Annotated in this window: 17 protein-coding genes and 1 tRNA gene; 5 read left to right on the top strand and 13 right to left on the bottom strand. The window is 62.5% G+C overall.

The genetic code is table 11. From position 1 onward, the window contains the following. Positions 1-226: 226 nt before the first annotated feature. From HSR6_RS05660 to HSR6_RS05640, 5 genes are all read right to left on the bottom strand, one after another. Positions 227-301, bottom strand: a tRNA-Glu gene (locus HSR6_RS05660). 104 nt (positions 302-405) lie between these two features. Continuing rightward, entirely contained in the window at positions 406-675 is a 270-nt protein-coding gene (locus HSR6_RS05655) for a DUF5827 family protein (RefSeq protein WP_070364985.1), read from the bottom strand. A 41-nt stretch (positions 676-716) separates the two neighbouring features. Then, entirely contained in the window at positions 717-1,331 is a 615-nt protein-coding gene (sod, locus tag HSR6_RS05650; RefSeq protein ID WP_070364984.1) for a superoxide dismutase, read from the bottom strand. A gap of 105 nt (positions 1,332-1,436) precedes the next feature. After that, on the bottom strand, positions 1,437-2,837 hold the full coding sequence (locus tag HSR6_RS05645) for a cryptochrome/photolyase family protein (protein ID WP_071933077.1): 1,401 nt from the start codon (positions 2,835-2,837) through the stop codon (positions 1,437-1,439). A 125-nt stretch (positions 2,838-2,962) separates the two neighbouring features. Next, entirely contained in the window at positions 2,963-3,640 is a 678-nt protein-coding gene (locus HSR6_RS05640) for a peroxiredoxin (RefSeq protein ID WP_070364982.1), read from the bottom strand. 147 nt (positions 3,641-3,787) lie between these two features. Between HSR6_RS05640 and HSR6_RS05635 the strand changes: the two genes are divergently transcribed. Beyond that, positions 3,788-4,180 carry an SAM-dependent methyltransferase gene (locus HSR6_RS05635; protein ID WP_071933076.1) on the top strand — a complete coding sequence of 131 codons (393 nt, stop codon included), beginning with the start codon at positions 3,788-3,790 and terminating at the stop codon, positions 4,178-4,180. Here HSR6_RS05635 and HSR6_RS05630 read toward each other — a convergent pair whose 3' ends face one another. Continuing rightward, positions 4,181-4,807: a class I SAM-dependent methyltransferase gene (locus HSR6_RS05630; protein ID WP_070364980.1), complete on the bottom strand. Its 627-nt coding sequence runs from the start codon at positions 4,805-4,807 to the stop codon at positions 4,181-4,183. Positions 4,808-4,899: 92 nt separating this feature from the next. Between HSR6_RS05630 and HSR6_RS05625 the strand changes: the two genes are divergently transcribed. Together HSR6_RS05625 and HSR6_RS05620 are read left to right on the top strand one after the other, a co-directional pair. Beyond that, positions 4,900-6,255: an FAD-dependent oxidoreductase gene (locus HSR6_RS05625; RefSeq protein ID WP_070365931.1), complete on the top strand. Its 1,356-nt coding sequence runs from the start codon at positions 4,900-4,902 to the stop codon at positions 6,253-6,255. A 65-nt stretch (positions 6,256-6,320) separates the two neighbouring features. Then, on the top strand, positions 6,321-6,731 hold the full coding sequence (locus HSR6_RS05620; protein ID WP_070364979.1) for a helix-turn-helix domain-containing protein: 411 nt from the start codon (positions 6,321-6,323) through the stop codon (positions 6,729-6,731). An 11-nt stretch (positions 6,732-6,742) separates the two neighbouring features. Here HSR6_RS05620 and trxA read toward each other — a convergent pair whose 3' ends face one another. From trxA to HSR6_RS05585, 7 genes are all read right to left on the bottom strand, one after another. Next, the gene (gene trxA / locus HSR6_RS05615; RefSeq protein WP_070364978.1) at positions 6,743-7,174 is read right to left on the bottom strand and encodes a thioredoxin; all 432 of its coding nucleotides are present in this window, start codon (positions 7,172-7,174) and stop codon (positions 6,743-6,745) included. A gap of 93 nt (positions 7,175-7,267) precedes the next feature. Next, complete coding sequence (locus HSR6_RS05610) at positions 7,268-8,416, bottom strand: aminotransferase class V-fold PLP-dependent enzyme (protein WP_070364977.1); 1,149 nt, start codon at positions 8,414-8,416, stop codon at positions 7,268-7,270. 34 nt (positions 8,417-8,450) lie between these two features. Continuing rightward, entirely contained in the window at positions 8,451-9,059 is a 609-nt protein-coding gene (locus tag HSR6_RS05605; RefSeq protein ID WP_071933075.1) for a DsbA family protein, read from the bottom strand. A 53-nt stretch (positions 9,060-9,112) separates the two neighbouring features. Further along, a complete protein-coding gene (amrB, locus tag HSR6_RS05600; protein ID WP_071933074.1) occupies positions 9,113-9,955 on the bottom strand; it encodes an AmmeMemoRadiSam system protein B in 843 nt (280 codons plus the stop codon). Positions 9,956-9,960: 5 nt separating this feature from the next. Beyond that, complete coding sequence (locus HSR6_RS05595; protein WP_071933073.1) at positions 9,961-10,578, bottom strand: TIGR00296 family protein; 618 nt, start codon at positions 10,576-10,578, stop codon at positions 9,961-9,963. A gap of 57 nt (positions 10,579-10,635) precedes the next feature. Then, entirely contained in the window at positions 10,636-12,213 is a 1,578-nt protein-coding gene (gene thsA / locus HSR6_RS05590; protein WP_071933072.1) for a thermosome subunit alpha, read from the bottom strand. A 57-nt stretch (positions 12,214-12,270) separates the two neighbouring features. Continuing rightward, complete coding sequence (locus tag HSR6_RS05585; RefSeq protein WP_148661810.1) at positions 12,271-14,304, bottom strand: hypothetical protein; 2,034 nt, start codon at positions 14,302-14,304, stop codon at positions 12,271-12,273. A gap of 62 nt (positions 14,305-14,366) precedes the next feature. Between HSR6_RS05585 and srp19 the strand changes: the two genes are divergently transcribed. Together srp19 and HSR6_RS05575 are read left to right on the top strand one after the other, a co-directional pair. Further along, the gene (srp19, locus tag HSR6_RS05580) at positions 14,367-14,648 is read left to right on the top strand and encodes a signal recognition particle subunit SRP19 (protein ID WP_070364971.1); all 282 of its coding nucleotides are present in this window, start codon (positions 14,367-14,369) and stop codon (positions 14,646-14,648) included. Further along, positions 14,648-14,881: an H/ACA ribonucleoprotein complex subunit GAR1 gene (locus HSR6_RS05575; protein WP_070364970.1), complete on the top strand. Its 234-nt coding sequence runs from the start codon at positions 14,648-14,650 to the stop codon at positions 14,879-14,881. The genes srp19 and HSR6_RS05575 overlap by 1 nt, the downstream gene beginning before the upstream one ends. Positions 14,882-14,910: the final 29 nt, after the last annotated feature.

The raw sequence follows: 14,910 nt of genomic DNA, 5'->3' as shown, positions 1-14,910 counted from the left end.
GGTCGGCTCTTTCGGGTGATCATACTACTTTTTGATACCCCCGATGGTCATGAGTGGCCACGTTTCGGGACGTAGTTGGACCACGCGAAACGCTCGCTCCGCTCGCGTTTCTCTACTTCAAATCCTTCGTGCGCGTTTCGCTCAGGCCAAAACAACGGCCTTCGCTGTAATGCTCGCGGTTACACCGCTCGCAGAATCGAGACACTCACTCCGTTCGTGTCTCGCATGCTCCGACAGGGATTTGAACCCTGGTCATTGCCTCGAGAGGGCAATATGATTGGCCGGACTACACTATCGGAGCGTGTGCACTCAACCATATTCCCCTGCTGTGTTTAACCGTTATGTTTCGAGTGGGCCGTGTGAGGGGCTACCGGGGCTCGGTTGGTCGGGGCCGTTCTTCCGACTTCACTCTGTTGCGAGCCCGTAGTAACCCGGCTCGTCGTCAGCACGGGGTTCGGCGACGACCAGATCGTCCGCATGGACCATGATCCACGGGATCGCCCAGTCCAGGAGGATCGCCTCGGTCTCCTGGTCGATCTCCGCATCCGGGTCGAGTTCCTGCAGGAGCCGAGCAATTTCGTAGACCGTGTACATCTGGTCTGGCTCCAGTAGATCGGCAGGTTCGTAGAACGTCGCGGGATGAATCGTCTCGAACTCGGCTTTGGGCACCGGCATACAGAATGGGCCGGCGCTAGAACTTGTAAGGCTGCCGGTCGTTACTCGACCCGGGAGCTGACCTTCTCGAAGTTCTCGGCGACGTCGTCCCAGTCGATTACTTCGAAGAAGGCATCGACGAACTCGCCGCGGGCGGGGCCGTAGTCGAAGTAGTAGGAGTGCTCCCACACGTCGAGGGCCAGGATGGGGTGTGCGCCCCATAGCGCACCGTCGTTGTGCTTCTGGACGGCCAGGTTGCGGAGCTGTTTTGCGACTGGATCATAGACCAGTAGCGCCCAGCCACCGGCTGAATACCCGGCTGCTTCTTCGAATTCCTGTCGCCAGGCCTCATACGAGCCGAAGTCCTCCTCGATACGCTCTCGCAGTGCGCCCTCGGGCTCTCCACCGCCGTTCGGAGACATGTTGTCCCAGAACATGGTGTGGAGATAGTGGCCCGAGCCGTTGTGGCTCACCGATCGGAGGGCCGCCTGCGTGCCGTGGGTCTCTCCAGTTTCGCGGGCCTCGGCCAGGGCCTCCTCGGCGCTGTCCAGGCCGTTGACATAGCCCTGATGGTGGGTATCGTGGTGCCACTCGAGTACCTGTTCGGAGATATGTGGTTCGAGGGCATCATAGTCGTAAGGCAACTCCGGCAGTTCGGGGTGCGAACGCTCGCTCATTGGGAATACACCACATGAGTCAATGGTTGGAATCCGGATAAACGTTTGTGAGGGGGCACACAGGGACCCTTTGCAAACCGGCTTGGAGACTCTGGCCAGTGCAATTTACCCGCCCCGGGCCCGTTCGAACATCTCGATCGTCTCCTCGCGGCGCTCGGCGTGGTCCACGATCGGATCGGGGTAGTCAGGGGCCAACTCCTCGCGTCTGTCCTGGTCGAGGTCCGGCCACGAATGGATGGCCTCGGGAGCGACACCCTGGAGCTCCGGGATGTAGGTTTTGATGTACTCGGCATCGGGGTCGTGACGCTTGCCCTGGGTCATCGGATTGAAGATTCGGAAGTACGGCTGGGCGTCGGTCCCGGTTGAGGCCGCCCACTGCCACCCCCCGACGTCGTTTGCGGTCTCGTGATCCAGGAGTTGCTCGCGGAACCAGGCATACCCTTCTCGCCAGTCGAGTTGCAGATCCTTGGTCAGAAACGAGGCGACGATCATTCGCAACCGGTTATGCATGAACGATTCGGCTTGTAACTGGCGCATGCCGGCGTCGACGATCGGATAGCCGGTTTTGCCCTGGGTCCAGGCTCGAAACGCCTCCGGGTCAGCCCGCCACTCGATCGGGTGCTCGAAGTCCTTGAAGTTCTCCGAAACGGTCTCGGGATGGGCGTCGAGTACCTGGATGTAGAAATCCCGCCAGGCAAGCTGACGGCGATACTCCTCGACAGAATCCATCGCTGTCTCGGTGGGTGCCGCGGTGTCCGCCTCGTCGACGGCGCTCCGAAGTTCCCGAATCCCGAGCAAGCCGAACGCCAGATCCTGAGAGAGTCGCGAGGTCCCGGCTGCGGCCGGCCGATCCCGGGTGTCGGCATAGTCGTAGATCGGGCCATCCAGGAACGCGGTCATTCGATCCCGTGCAGCCTGTCGACCGGCCGGGAGTGGGAGATTGTCGGCGGGCGACGCCTGTATCTCGCCGATATCAGGTGCCTGTCGGTTGACGAACACGTCCGGAGACGGTTGGGGAGCGGGGGCGGGGGCGGCCCGATCGATCCACTTCTTGTAGTAGTAGGAGAACACCGAGTAGTGATCCCCAGCCGAGGTCAGGATCGAACCGGGTTCGTGAAGGGTCATGTCCGAAATTTCGAGGGCCGACACCGCCTCGGGAAGGCGACCGCGAACGGCCTCGTCGCGCGTTTTCGCCAATTTGGAGTAATCCCTGTTCCAGACGAGCCGTTCGGCATCCGTCTCCGCCGCCAATTCGGGGAGCACAGTCCGTGGATCTCCCTGACGGATTTCCAGATCAGTCCCGAGCGCGCGATAGGTTTGCTGTAACGACGCGAGTGATGCGTAATAGAACCCACTGCGGGCGGAGCCCGCATACGCTTTCACTGCAGGATCGACGACAGCGACAGGAATCACCTGTCCGTGTTCACTCGCAGCGTCCAGGCCACGATTGTCGACTGTGCGGAGATCGCGACGATGCCAGAACAGTGTGGGTCCCGAGTCGGTCATACGGCCCCCTCGCAGGCCTCGATCCTCAAGGTTTGGCTCGGGGAAACGGGAATGTCAGCGGGGTACCGCAAAACAGGAGGGTGTCAGGGGTGCCAAAACGGCGGGGTACGTTAGGGTGCTATGGCCTATCGGTCGCGAAGGGTGAACCACCAGTCTTTCGCGTCGTACCCCTTCTCGGCTGCTTCCTCCAGGCGGGCCGCAGCGTCCTCGTCAGTTCCGGGCGGCGGCAGAAGGACCTTGTCACCGAAGAGGTCGTTCTCGGGCCAGTCGGCGGGCGTAGCGACGCCTTCGGCGTCGCTGAACTGCAGTGCTTCGAGCGAGCGGATGATCTCGTCGATGTTGCGGCCGATTTCCTTGGGGTAGTAGAGGATCTGACGGATGACTCCCTCGGGGTCGACGAGGAACACGGCCCGAACCGTGCTGGTCCCGTCGCCGGGATGAATCATACCCAGTTCGGTGCCGACCGTCCCGGTCTCGTCCGCGATGATCGGGAAGCCGATGTCGATGTCGAGCTCCTCCTCGATCCAGTCGGTCCACTTGATATGAGAGTGGATCCGATCGACCGAGAGACCGATGAGATTCGCGTTGAGGTCCTCGAACTCCTCGCGGCGCTGTTCGAACGCGGCGAACTCGGTCGTGCAGACTGGGGTAAAGTCCCCTGGGTGACTGAACAGGACGAACCACTCGTCCTCGTAGTCATCGGGAAGTCGCTTGGTCCCGTGGGTCGTTTCGACCGTCATGTCGGGGAATCGGTCCCCGATCAGGGAAAGCCGTGGCGTGTCGGATTCGGTGTCTTCTGCCATTGCAATCCATTCTTGCAGGTGAACAATGAAAAACTTTGCTAATCGCAATGCAAGTTTTGGGATCTAGCAGATTATTTTCGTCTGTCACGGCTATCGGACTCACAGCCGGACCACAAGAACTGTTTGACAGGCCACCGAGATAAAGCCATGTTCGATATCGAGCCGATCGGCACCGTTCACACGCCGATCGAAACCTCACGGGAGGCGCCGAGCCAGGGATTGAAAGACGAGATCGAGGGGACTATCGAGATCGATCCGGCGTACGAACAGGCGCTGCAGGGAATCGAGGCCGGGGACGAAATCGTTGTCGTGTGGTTCGCCGACGAGGCGGATCGATCGCTGCTCGAACTCGACAAGGTTCCGGGCCGAGGGGTGTTCAACTCCCGATCTCCCGCCCGCCCCAACCCCATCGTCATTACGCCCTGTACGGTGACCGAGGTATCAGGAACCGAAATCGGGGTTCGTGGGGTCGACATGATCGACGGATCTCCCGTGCTGGATCTCAAATCGACGCTCCATCGGGACCTCAATCAGGCCTAATCAAGCTCTGGCGCTGAGCGCGACGAAGGAGCCCTCGCCAGTTCCTTCACGAACGGGATCAGGCCCGTCCAGTTGATCCGGCAGGTCGAAGATCGTCTGTCGAGTCTCGAAGTGATCGAAGCCGGCGGTCTGGAGTGCCGATAAGAGTTCGTCGGTGGTGTAAAAGGTCGCGTTGCGGTAGAACGGACTCTCGTCTTTGATCGCCTGATATTGCTTGCCGACCTTGCTTTCCCGGTCGATGAATCCGAGGAGCAACTGTCCACCGTCGGTGAGCACCCGTTTTGCCTCCGCCAACGCGGCGGGGAGGTCCTCGAAGAAACACACGGTCGTCACCATGAGTACTGACCGCATGCTATCACTGGCAATCGGGAGCTGTTCGCCAACGCCACGCAGACAGGCGATCCCCCGATCGATGGCGTGTTCGAGCATCTCGGGAGCTGGCTCGATACCGTACGATACAGCTAGCGGGGCCGCAAATTGACCAGTCCCAACCCCGACCTCCAGGGACCGGGCACTGGGCTCCCAGAGCGCCTCGAGGGCAGCCACCTCGGACTGGTAGGCCGCTTCGAAGGTCTCGAACCAGGCCTCGTACTCATCTGTGTATTCGCGAAACGGGGCAGTCTTCATCTCATCGGGCTATCGGGCGCAAAACCAAAATTTTGCCGCCAAGTTGCCAACCCGTCACAATGCTTATTTTCGCGCTGGGCTTTCGCTCGTTCATGACTGATCCATTCGTCGTCGTCGGTGGGGACGCTGCCGGAATGAGTGCCGCCAGCAAGGCGAGACGGGAGGCCCCAGACCGGGAGATCGTCGTCTTCGAACGTGGCGAGTGGGTCTCGTATGGCGCCTGTGGGCTCCCCTATTACGTCAAGGGCGAGATCGATTCACTCGACGAGTTGGTCTCGGTGACCCCCACGGAATTCCGGGAGGAGCGAAACATCGACCTGCGAACCAACCACGAGGTAACCGCGATCGAGCCCGAGAACCAGGTCGTAATCGTCGATGGGCCGGACGGCGTCATCGAGCAGCCCTATGGCGAGTTACTGATCGCGACCGGAGCCAGTGCGATCGTCCCCCCAATCGATGGGATCGATCTGGCCGGAGTCTATACGTTGCATGACATGGAGCACGGAGAAGCGATCAAAAACCGACTCGATTCCGACGACAGCATCGATCGGGTCGGGATCGTCGGTGGGGGGTACGTCGGCATCGAGATGGCAGAGGCCTTCCACGCCCACGGCCTCGATGTCCACCTCTTCGAGATGTTGCCACACGTCCTGGCCCCGTTTGGTGAAACTGTGGGGAAGCGAGTGGCTGAACACCTCCGGGAGCAAACCGTCTCGGTTCACCTCGATACGACCGTCGAGGGATTTAAAGGGGCGGAATCTGTCACGGCGGTCCAGACACCGGACAGCACAGTACCGGTAGATATGGTTCTGGTTGGTGCTGGTGTGGCCCCCAATACCGCGCTGGCCGACTCGGCCGGGATCGAAATCGGCGAGCGTGGAGCCATTGCAACCGACGAGTACGGGCGCACCTCGACGGCGGACGTCTACGCAGCCGGTGATTGTGCGGAGATGACACACACGGTGACGGGCGAACCGACACATGTTCCACTCGCCCTGACGGCAAATCGGGCTGGCCGAGCCGTGGGCCAGACGGTAGCGGGCGATCCAACACCCGTCGGGGACATTGCTGGAACGGCGTCGGTCAAAGCTTTCGACCTGCAGGCAGCCCGGACAGGGCTGTTAGACGAGACGCGAGCGGCGGAAGCCGGGTTCGACTTGGTCTCCCGGACGATCACCACACGGTCCCGGGCCGGATATTACCCCGGCGGGTCCCCGATCGACGTGACGCTTACAGCGGATCGTTCGACGGGGCGTGTTCTCGGCGCGAGTATGGTGGGGGAGGAAGGAGTTCCAAAGCGTATCGACACCGTCGCGACTGCCCTGCACGCGGGCATGACCGTCGAGGAACTGGAGTCACTCGATCTTTCATACGCGCCGCCGTTCGGGCCGACCTGGGACCCCGTCCTTACGGCTGGGAAGGTTCTCTCGGGAGCGATCGAGCACTGACCCTGTGTGTAATATTGGATGTACCGAGCAAGACTTTTCACCCCTCGACGAGAACATTCAGTTGAATGGTTGAGGCGCTGAATCGTCATCTGGAGCGGGACCTCGAGTGTGAAACCCTCCTCGAGTGTCTCTACGATCTGAACGAACTGGATCGGCGCTGTTTCCATGTCCTCTCCAGTGCCGATGACCCGCTCACCGTCGACGAACTGGCCGATACAGTCGACCGTGAGCGATCGACCGTCTATCGGTCCGTCCAGCGCCTGCTGCAGTTCGGACTGGTTCAGAAAGAACAGGTAAACTACGACCGCGGCGGGTACTATCACGTCTACCGGATTACTGATCCCGAGGAAATCGCTGACGAGATGCAGGCCAAACTGAACGACTGGTACGCCCAGATCGGCTATCTCATCGGACGGTTCCGCGAGAAGTACGGAGAGGGATCGGACGACACCGCTTCACCCCCACCCGTGACGTAACTACCTGGTTTTCAGGCCGCGCCTTCCCGTTCGAGCAGCCGGCGAATGTCACTTTTCTCCCGGACGCCGACGATTCGTTCGGCGACCTCGCCGTCGGCGAAGAGGATCATCGTTGGCACGCCCTGTACGCGATGTTGCTGGGCGAGTGACTGTAGTTCGTCGACGTCGACTTTTGCCATCGTGGCGTCAGTTTCGGCTGCGAGTTCTTCGACGATCGGAGCCAGCATCTTGCACGGTCCACACCATTCCGCGTGGAAGTCCGTGAGCACGACGTCGTGAGACTCGAGTACCTCACTGAAGTGATCCGGCGAACGGATGTGGATCGGCTCGTCGGGAGAGTCCCCAGTGGCACCCGTATGGTCGGTGTTTTCACCCATTTCCGATTTGATCTCCGCACGTTTCTGTTCGCGTATCGACTCGAGTTTGTCCGATGACTCGCTCATGGTACTCGGACGTATCCGACGGGACTACTTTAGGGTTATGTAATGGGCGCACAATACCACTAATGGGAACCGTCGTTGGTTCGGTGTGGGGCGTCAGCGTGAGTTCAGGGCCGCAAGCACACGATCGACGTCTCGCGTGCTGTTGACGGCATGGAACGAGATCCGAATGGACTCTGACAACGGGACGGCCCGGAGGGTAATCGAATCCGCTGCCAGCCGTTCGACGGTTCGTTCCGGCTCCGGGTCACGAACCGTCACCAGCCCGGAACGGCCATCTTCGGGACTTCGGAGCCGGGCCGGGTCGATGCCCGCCACGAACCGTTCGCGGTGCTCGCGGATCCGGTCGTGAATCGTTTCCGGGCCGATCTTCTCGATTGTCTCGATCGCCCGGCGGAGACCGGCAAAGGGGGCGGGACTCATCGTTCCGAGTTCGAATCGTGTGGCGTCGGGATGGAACTGGTATGTCCCGCCCGAGGACGACGCCACGCTTCGATACCCGATCTGGGTCGGCTCCAGATCGTCGACGACAGCCGCCGAGACATAGAGGAACCCGGCTCCCCAGGGGCCCAGAAGCCACTTATGACCCGCCCCAGCGACGATGTCGGCCCCCCAGGCCGACACGTCGATCGGGTACTGGCCGGGCACCTGGACGGCATCAACCAGGGCAACCGCGTCCTGTTCGTGGGCCAGGTCGGTCAACTCCGGAACGGGATGGACGCGACCGTACAGCCAGTCGATCGCGCTGAAACAGAACAGCTCGGCATCCTCGAGGGCGTCTGCGGCCGCCGATTGGTCGATCCGACCGTTTTCGGTCTCGATCACTCGAATTTCGAGATTGGCCCGTTCCGCGAGCCGCGTCCAGGGGAGCCGACCGGCGGCGTGTTCCAGATCCGTCGTGACGACGACCGCACCGGGGTCGAAATCGATGGCCGAGGCGATCCGGTTGATTCCCGCCGTCGTGCTCTGGGTCAGTGCGACCGCCGTTGGATCGGCTCCGACGAAGTTCGCGATTCGGTCTCGCGTCACGTCGAAAATTTCGTCGGCGACGGTGTACATACCGTCATCGACGGCATCGTACTCGTGATACTCCAGGGCGGATTCGGTGGCTTCGACGACAGTTCGTGGGCTGGGGCCGCTCGCTCCCCAGTTGAGATAGGTGTGATCCGCGAGGGCAGGAATCGATTCGCGGAGCGCCTCGATCGTCGCTGGTGGGTCGGACGCTGGTCCCCAGTGATCGGCCATACTGACACGGCGAATGGCAAGCCCTTGAATCCACCTAGAGCAGGCGGTCGATAGCAGGCGCGAGGTGTCGGTATCGGGGAGATTCCGGCCGCTCGCCGTTCACGAATATCGTTGGCGTCTTGGTGACGTCTCGCTCGTCGCCGAGTTTCTTGTCAACTTCTACCCGTGAGCGGTACTGCTCTTCCCGAGCCGCTTTTTTGACCGCCTCCGGGTCGGCCCCCACAGTCTCGGCCAGCGTCCCGAACAACTCGACAGAGAAGCCCACGTCGGTTTTGTAGAGCCGGTCGGCGTACTCGAAAAACATCGCCGAACCGTGCTCGGCCTGGACTGCTCGGGCCGCACTCGCTGCTTTCCAGGACCACTCCTCGTCCAGAAATGGGTAATCGTACCGCTCGAACCGAACCTGCCCGGGCTCGATGTATTCACGCTCGATCCGGGGCCGAATCTCCAGGGCGAACTGTTTGCAGTATCCACAGGTGAAATCCTCGAAGGACTGGACGACAACAGGAGCTTCGTCCGGCCCGAGAGACGGTGTTGGAAGCGAATCCGCCGATTCTGGAACTGGTGGGCTCACACACCCGGCGATCGCGCCCAGTCCCACTGCCGAGCCACTGCGAAGTACTGTCCGACGTGTCAGGCGCATACTCGCTGGGCGCAGTCACCTCGGCATAAAGGACCCGGTCTCGGACGGACAATTCATCTGAGTGCCCCTGAAACGTAGCCGACGACTGAGTCCGTGTCTCCTGCTGTGTCCCCACTCGTGGCGTACTGCAGAACAGTTCCCGTTTCCGCGCCCAAGTCTGCGCTCGCCTGAAGGACCGACGCCGTCGGGCCCCAGCCACACATCGTGTGCCCGGATCGAGCAGCCTGCACGATAGAGTCCGAATCGAGGCTGCGGATAGCATCGAGGACAGGCTCATCCCGGTCGCGGGCGACTACAGCGGGTTCGTAATGTGTGAGATCCGTCGAGGCGAGGAGGACCGCATTCGTCTCGGTCCCTAGCCCGTTCGTGACTGCCGTTCTCAGTTGCTCGATCGTCTCCTCGTTCTGCCGGGACATGACGATCGGAAGGATCGGAACCGAGTCGTCGTAGAGATACTGGAGGAACGGCACCTGCACTTCCAGAGAGTGTTCGCCTGCGTGGGTCGCTTCGTCAATTGTGAGGTCGGGGAAATCGGCCAGTTTGTCCCGGAGCGAATCGTTGACGGGAACCGTCCCGAGCGGCGTCTCCCAGGCTGAAGCGCCGCTGATAGCGAGCGGTGCGCCGGCGGCACTGTGGTTCGGCCCGATCAGCACGACCACGTCCGGGCGTCCAGACGCCGCCAGCCTGGAGAACCCGTGGGCTGCGATGGGGCCCGAATATGGGTACCCTGCGTGGGGCGAAACCAGCCCCGCGAGCGAGGCTTCGCGGTCGGTGACATCTGGAACGGCGCCCGGTCCGACCGAATGTTTGAAAGCCGACTCGATCTGTTCACGCAAGCCAGCCGCAGTGCCGGCGTAGAACTGCCCGGCGACGGCGGGCGATCTGACCCTTGACATGCAATCTAGTCCCCCGCGGAGATTCCGACGGCTTCGATCTCACCTCTGGGTTCACGCTCCTGGAATACCTGGGCACTGAACCGTTCGACCTCGGTTGGCGTGTCCTGCCAGCAATCGGTGGGCAATCCCGCCTTGCGGCAGGTCTGTGCCAGGAAGGTCCTTGCGTCCCAGCCCTGGTCGACGGCGACCTGGGGCAGAAGCAGCCCACGGTTTCCGTTCCGCCCCACGATCAGGCCGTCCTGGCCGACTTCGATAGCCGAGGGGTCGGGAGATTCGATGGGCTCGGGCGGCGTCAGCACGCTCACTTCGACCGTGAGGGGGGCCAGTTCCGACTCCACGACGGGAGGGAACCGCGGATCGTCGGTCGCGGCGCCGATTGCCGCCGCGTGAATGGCCTCGATCGCCGGTTGACTGGCTGACGGTCTGCCAATACACCCCCGGAGATCTCCTGCTTTCTCAAGTGTGACGAACGCACCGCGATTCACCTCGAATACCGGGTCCACTGCCTCCGCTCGCTCGGGCGTGCGATCCTCGCGAACAGCGTCTTCGACGACCCGACGGGCGTATTCGACGGCCCAGGCCCCCTGGGAATGGTTCAAGTGCTGGGCGGACCGCTTGCTCATATCGAAACAAACGGGTTGGCCACCGAAAAACGCTACTCCCCAAACCCGCCGGGGGGATTACTCAGCAGAGATGACGTCGTCGATACGGACGATCATCGTCGCGGCCTCGGTTGCCGAACTCAACACTTCACGCTTGACTGCCACGGGATCGAGGACGCCGTGTTCGACGGGATCCTCGACGGTCCCGCGTTCGGATTCGGCCAGAATGCCGCCGCGGCCGCTCTCGTTTGCGGCCCGGACCTCGACGAGGGCGTCGATCGGGTCCATGCCAGTGTTCTCGGCGATCGTTCGTGGGATCGAGTCGAGCGCGTCGGCGAAGGCTTCGACGGCGAGCTGTTCGCGGCCCTCGATGCTTGCTGCGGCCGACCGAACGGCGTTGGCGATTCGAACCTCGGTGCAGCCCGCGCCGGGTACGACGCCGCCGGATTCGGCGGCAGCCAGCACGGCGTCGACGCCGTCGTTGACGGCGCGTTCGAGTTCGTCCAGCACGTGGGCCGTTCCCGCGCGAACGAACAGTGTCACGGCTTCGGCTTCGGCACCGCCGGAGACAAAGAGGAGCTCGTCGTCGCCGAACCGCTCGACGGAGAGACTCTCGGCGGACCCGAGATCAGCCGCCTCGATGTCCTCGACGGTTGCGAGTCGACTCGCCCCTGTCGTCCGCGTAATCGCGTCGGCGTCGTCGGAGCTGAGCGAGTCGAAGGCGAGAATACCGGCGTTCGCGAGGAAGCCGGCAGTCATATCTGCGACATCGCCCGTGACGAAGGCCACGTCGACGCCCGCATCGGCCAGGGCGTCGGCGTACTGTCGGAGTTCCTGCTGTTCGGCCTCGATGGCCGTGTCGAGTTGCGAGGCACTCTGGACGTTGTACTCAACGTCGGCCTCGGCTTCGCGGGTGTCCAGATCGGTGTCGACAACGGCCACGGTGGCGTCCTCAACGAGCCGGGGCATGTCCTCGCGAAGGGGCTCCTCGTCGATGACCACACCATCGACGACCTCGGTCGCGCTGGAGGACTCCCCGGCCTGGGTCACGATCTGAATATTCTCGTCGTGGACGATTCCTTCGGACTCGACCTGGCGGACGGCATGGACGATGCTCTCGGCCAGTGCTTCGGCCGTGATGCCGCCAGTCCCCTTCCCAGTCATCGAGGAGCGGGCGACCTTGGTCAGCAACTCGTCGTCGAGATCGACGTCGAGTACCTCCTCGTCCAGGGCATCGAGAGCGATGTCACGAGCCTGGGAGAAGCCCTCGACGATCGTCGTCGGGTGAATCTCGTCTTCGATGAAGTCCTCGGCCTCGGAGAGCAGTTGGCCGGCGAGGATTGCGGCGCTGGTCGTCCCATCGCCGACAGCCTCCTCCTGGGACTCGGCGACCTCGACGAGCATCTGGGCGGCCGGGTGCTCGATGTCCATCTCGTCGAGGATCGTCGCCCCGTCGTTCGTGATGACGACGTCACCCGAGTCGCTGACGAGCATCTTGTCCATCCCCTTCGGTCCGAGGGTGGTCCGGACCGATTCGGCGATAGCCTTGCCCGCTGTGATGTTCGTCGTACGGGCGTCTTTGCCCTGTGTTCGCTCTGCGTCTTCGTTGAGGATGAAGACCGGCTGTCCTCCACCCATTCGCTGAGATCCGGACATGGTTCACCGGAAGGTAGAATTGTGGTACAATATATACGTTTTGGTACTGGCCGACCCTTACCAGTCCCGCTGGCCGGCGATCAAGCCGGCGAAGAGGGCAGCAATTACCCCCGCTGCAGCCGTGAATCCTGGTGTCTGTGTCGGGGTCGTGTGCCGTGTTTCGGTCGGTTCGACGACGTTGATCGTAATGGATCGATCCCCAGCAGTCACCGTGTGCTCGCCAGTACCATCTAGGGTTATCTGCTGGGTCCGTTCTGCCGTCTCGTTCACAGCCAGGTCGAGGTCTATCGGCTCCAAGGCGGTGCCATCGAGCCGTGGCGTCACTGTCCCTGTCGCGGGCCGCTCACCTGGATTCGCAATGGAGAGGGTGAGCGTTACTGACTCGCCCGGTCGAATCGTCGCAGGTGTCGCCCACAAATCCATCACCTCCGGGGTTTCCGGTTCGGCGACTTCGGCGGTCCAGCTCCGTGTCCCCACCGCAAGCTGGATCCTGCCAGGCTGTTCGACAGTGTACGAGAGTCGCTGATTCGCGTTCTCACCACTGTCGAGTGTGCCAGTTGCGTTGGCGACTGGAACGCCGTCCACAGTTAACGGGACTGCGTAGGCTCCCGTCGTTCCACCGTCGTTGGTGATCGTGACCGGAATCGTGATCCGTTCACCGGGAACGAGCGTGGGTATCGATCCGGTGACCGACGTGTTCCGGTAGGGGCCGGTAATCTCGATCGGGCCGTTCACGTTGGTCACGAACACGGGTGGGGAAGCCCCAAACGCAGTCTCGTGGTCCTGTGCGGACCACATGGACGGTGTCCGCGTGGTCGTTATGAACCGGTCGAGTTCCGCTGCTACCGACTTCCCACCGAGTTCAGCGAGTTCGGCGTCCAGATACGCCTGATCGATCGGCCCATCGTGGGCGTTCATCGCTGCGAAGAGGTGGCGGGCAGACCGGGTCCGATCCGAGGTGGCCCGAATCCGATAATCAATCGTCCCGTAGACGAGTGCGCCCTTGACGTAATTGGCCAGCGATCCCCAGGTATCCGGCTGGGAGAGAACCGTCTCGTCGTATCGAGCGTTCGTCCCTCGTTCGAGGTGTTCGGCGAACGTCTCGAAGTCGATCCGTCCCTGATCCAGTGTCAGGGCGGCGGCGTAGTACTCGGGCATCGCCTCCCGGATCCATCGCGTGTCAGTCGTCGTTTCGAAATCCTGGCGAAGGTGGACGAACTCGTGGACCCAGACGTTGTTCGGGTCCGAAATCGACTGATCGGCCCGTACCCAGGCGTCCGTCTGCTGAGCCAAACCGTAGGGACCCCACTCGACGCTCGTCGGTGCGGCGATGAGGAGGCTCCGTTCGACCGGACTGGGTGGCAGTGCCCGCTCGCCGGCTTCGATCGTATCGAGGATGGATTCGGGATCTGACTCCAGGGTCGCAGCGTCCGGAACCACCAGCGAGACGGTCTGATCGCCGATATCCCGGGTCGTCGTCGAGTGCGGGCCGAGATAGACCATCCGGTCACCGGCCATCCCAGAACCGGCGACCTCGGTTCGGGTCTCGAAACTGGGCCTGGTGGTCCCCCGATACCGCCACCAGACGCTCGTGCCGGGGACCGAAACTAACGCCCAGTCACCCGTGTCCACGAACATCAAGCCGCGCTCCGTATCGGGTTCCGCGCGGCTGGGTTTGTAGTGATACTGCCCAGTTTGGTTCGCCTCGAGTGCCAGCGAGATGGAGGGGCTTGTCGTCTCGCCGTCCCAGGTGTAATTGCCCGTGCCGTCCGCGCTGAATCCGTTCGTGTCGGTTACGGTCGCCCGCTCCGGCACGGACGTTTCGAGTTCGAATACCTGGTCCGGGACCGCAAATTGCATGCGGACGTCGACGACACCCGGCTCCTCGGGCGTGAGCGAGAAGGTGAACGTCCGGACGATTTCGTCCTCCGAGGCGGTGAGTGCTGGCTGAGTCGCCTGGTCCGTTCCTGCCGCGGTCGTGCTTGCGCCAACTGGGGCGACGACTAGGGACCCGACGAGCAAAAGGACAAGTACCGAGACACCCACGGGGCGACGCATATCTTCCAGGTTGGGACCGGTCGCCTTAGTCACCACGCTCTCGGACGCCAGTTGTCCGTCAACGTTTACCCGCTGGGCGGGGTAGCTCCCCCCAAATGGTCGAGAACATCATCTGGCCGGCCTACTTCGACGCGGAGCTCTCCCGCAGCGAGGGCCGACGCGTTCCGAAGGCGATGGCCGTGGCAGACCCAACACCCGAGGAGATCGCCGAGGCGGTCAAGCAGGTCGGGTACGACGCGACGATCGAACCGGACCTCGCCTATCCCCGTCAATCCCGGGACCGGACGGGCCGAGTGGCCGTGGCAAACGCCGACGACGCCGGGAAGAGTGACCTCCTGCAGGCCGTCGCCGCCTACGTGCAGGCACTCAGGGACTGATGCAGCGACTCGGAACCGTCACCCGGGTCACCGGCAGTCTGCTGGTCCTCGAATCGGCGACCGACGAGCCCCCGCAGATCGGGACCATGGCCCTCGACGAAACGCTCGAAACGGTCGGTCGCGTGGTCGACGTGTTTGGCCCGGTAGCGGCTCCATATCTGGCGGTGACACCATCTGATTCGGTCAGGCCCGCGAGCTTGCTCCAGCAACCGCTCTACTGGCGATCGGACTGACAAAACACAAGGGCCAAGGCCCGGACCGG

It is taken from the genome of Halodesulfurarchaeum formicicum (genome assembly GCF_001886955.1).
In the GTDB taxonomy this organism is placed as follows: Archaea; Halobacteriota; Halobacteria; order Halobacteriales; family Halobacteriaceae; genus Halodesulfurarchaeum; species Halodesulfurarchaeum formicicum.
This window is presented reverse-complemented; position numbering and strand designations above follow the sequence as displayed.

Coding starts and splice junctions, on each gene's coding strand:
- HSR6_RS05655 (WP_070364985.1), bottom strand. CDS start 675: ATGCCGGTGCCCAAAGCCGAGTTCGAGACGATTCATCCCGCGACGTTC.
- sod (WP_070364984.1), bottom strand. CDS start 1,331: ATGAGCGAGCGTTCGCACCCCGAACTGCCGGAGTTGCCTTACGACTAT.
- HSR6_RS05645 (WP_071933077.1), bottom strand. CDS start 2,837: ATGACCGACTCGGGACCCACACTGTTCTGGCATCGTCGCGATCTCCGC.
- HSR6_RS05640 (WP_070364982.1), bottom strand. CDS start 3,640: ATGGCAGAAGACACCGAATCCGACACGCCACGGCTTTCCCTGATCGGG.
- HSR6_RS05635 (WP_071933076.1), top strand. CDS start 3,788: ATGTTCGATATCGAGCCGATCGGCACCGTTCACACGCCGATCGAAACC.
- HSR6_RS05630 (WP_070364980.1), bottom strand. CDS start 4,807: ATGAAGACTGCCCCGTTTCGCGAATACACAGATGAGTACGAGGCCTGG.
- HSR6_RS05625 (WP_070365931.1), top strand. CDS start 4,900: ATGACTGATCCATTCGTCGTCGTCGGTGGGGACGCTGCCGGAATGAGT.
- HSR6_RS05620 (WP_070364979.1), top strand. CDS start 6,321: ATGGTTGAGGCGCTGAATCGTCATCTGGAGCGGGACCTCGAGTGTGAA.
- trxA (WP_070364978.1), bottom strand. CDS start 7,174: ATGAGCGAGTCATCGGACAAACTCGAGTCGATACGCGAACAGAAACGT.
- HSR6_RS05610 (WP_070364977.1), bottom strand. CDS start 8,416: ATGGCCGATCACTGGGGACCAGCGTCCGACCCACCAGCGACGATCGAG.
- HSR6_RS05605 (WP_071933075.1), bottom strand. CDS start 9,059: ATGCGCCTGACACGTCGGACAGTACTTCGCAGTGGCTCGGCAGTGGGA.
- amrB (WP_071933074.1), bottom strand. CDS start 9,955: ATGTCAAGGGTCAGATCGCCCGCCGTCGCCGGGCAGTTCTACGCCGGC.
- HSR6_RS05595 (WP_071933073.1), bottom strand. CDS start 10,578: ATGAGCAAGCGGTCCGCCCAGCACTTGAACCATTCCCAGGGGGCCTGG.
- thsA (WP_071933072.1), bottom strand. CDS start 12,213: ATGTCCGGATCTCAGCGAATGGGTGGAGGACAGCCGGTCTTCATCCTC.
- srp19 (WP_070364971.1), top strand. CDS start 14,367: ATGGTCGAGAACATCATCTGGCCGGCCTACTTCGACGCGGAGCTCTCC.
- HSR6_RS05575 (WP_070364970.1), top strand. CDS start 14,648: ATGCAGCGACTCGGAACCGTCACCCGGGTCACCGGCAGTCTGCTGGTC.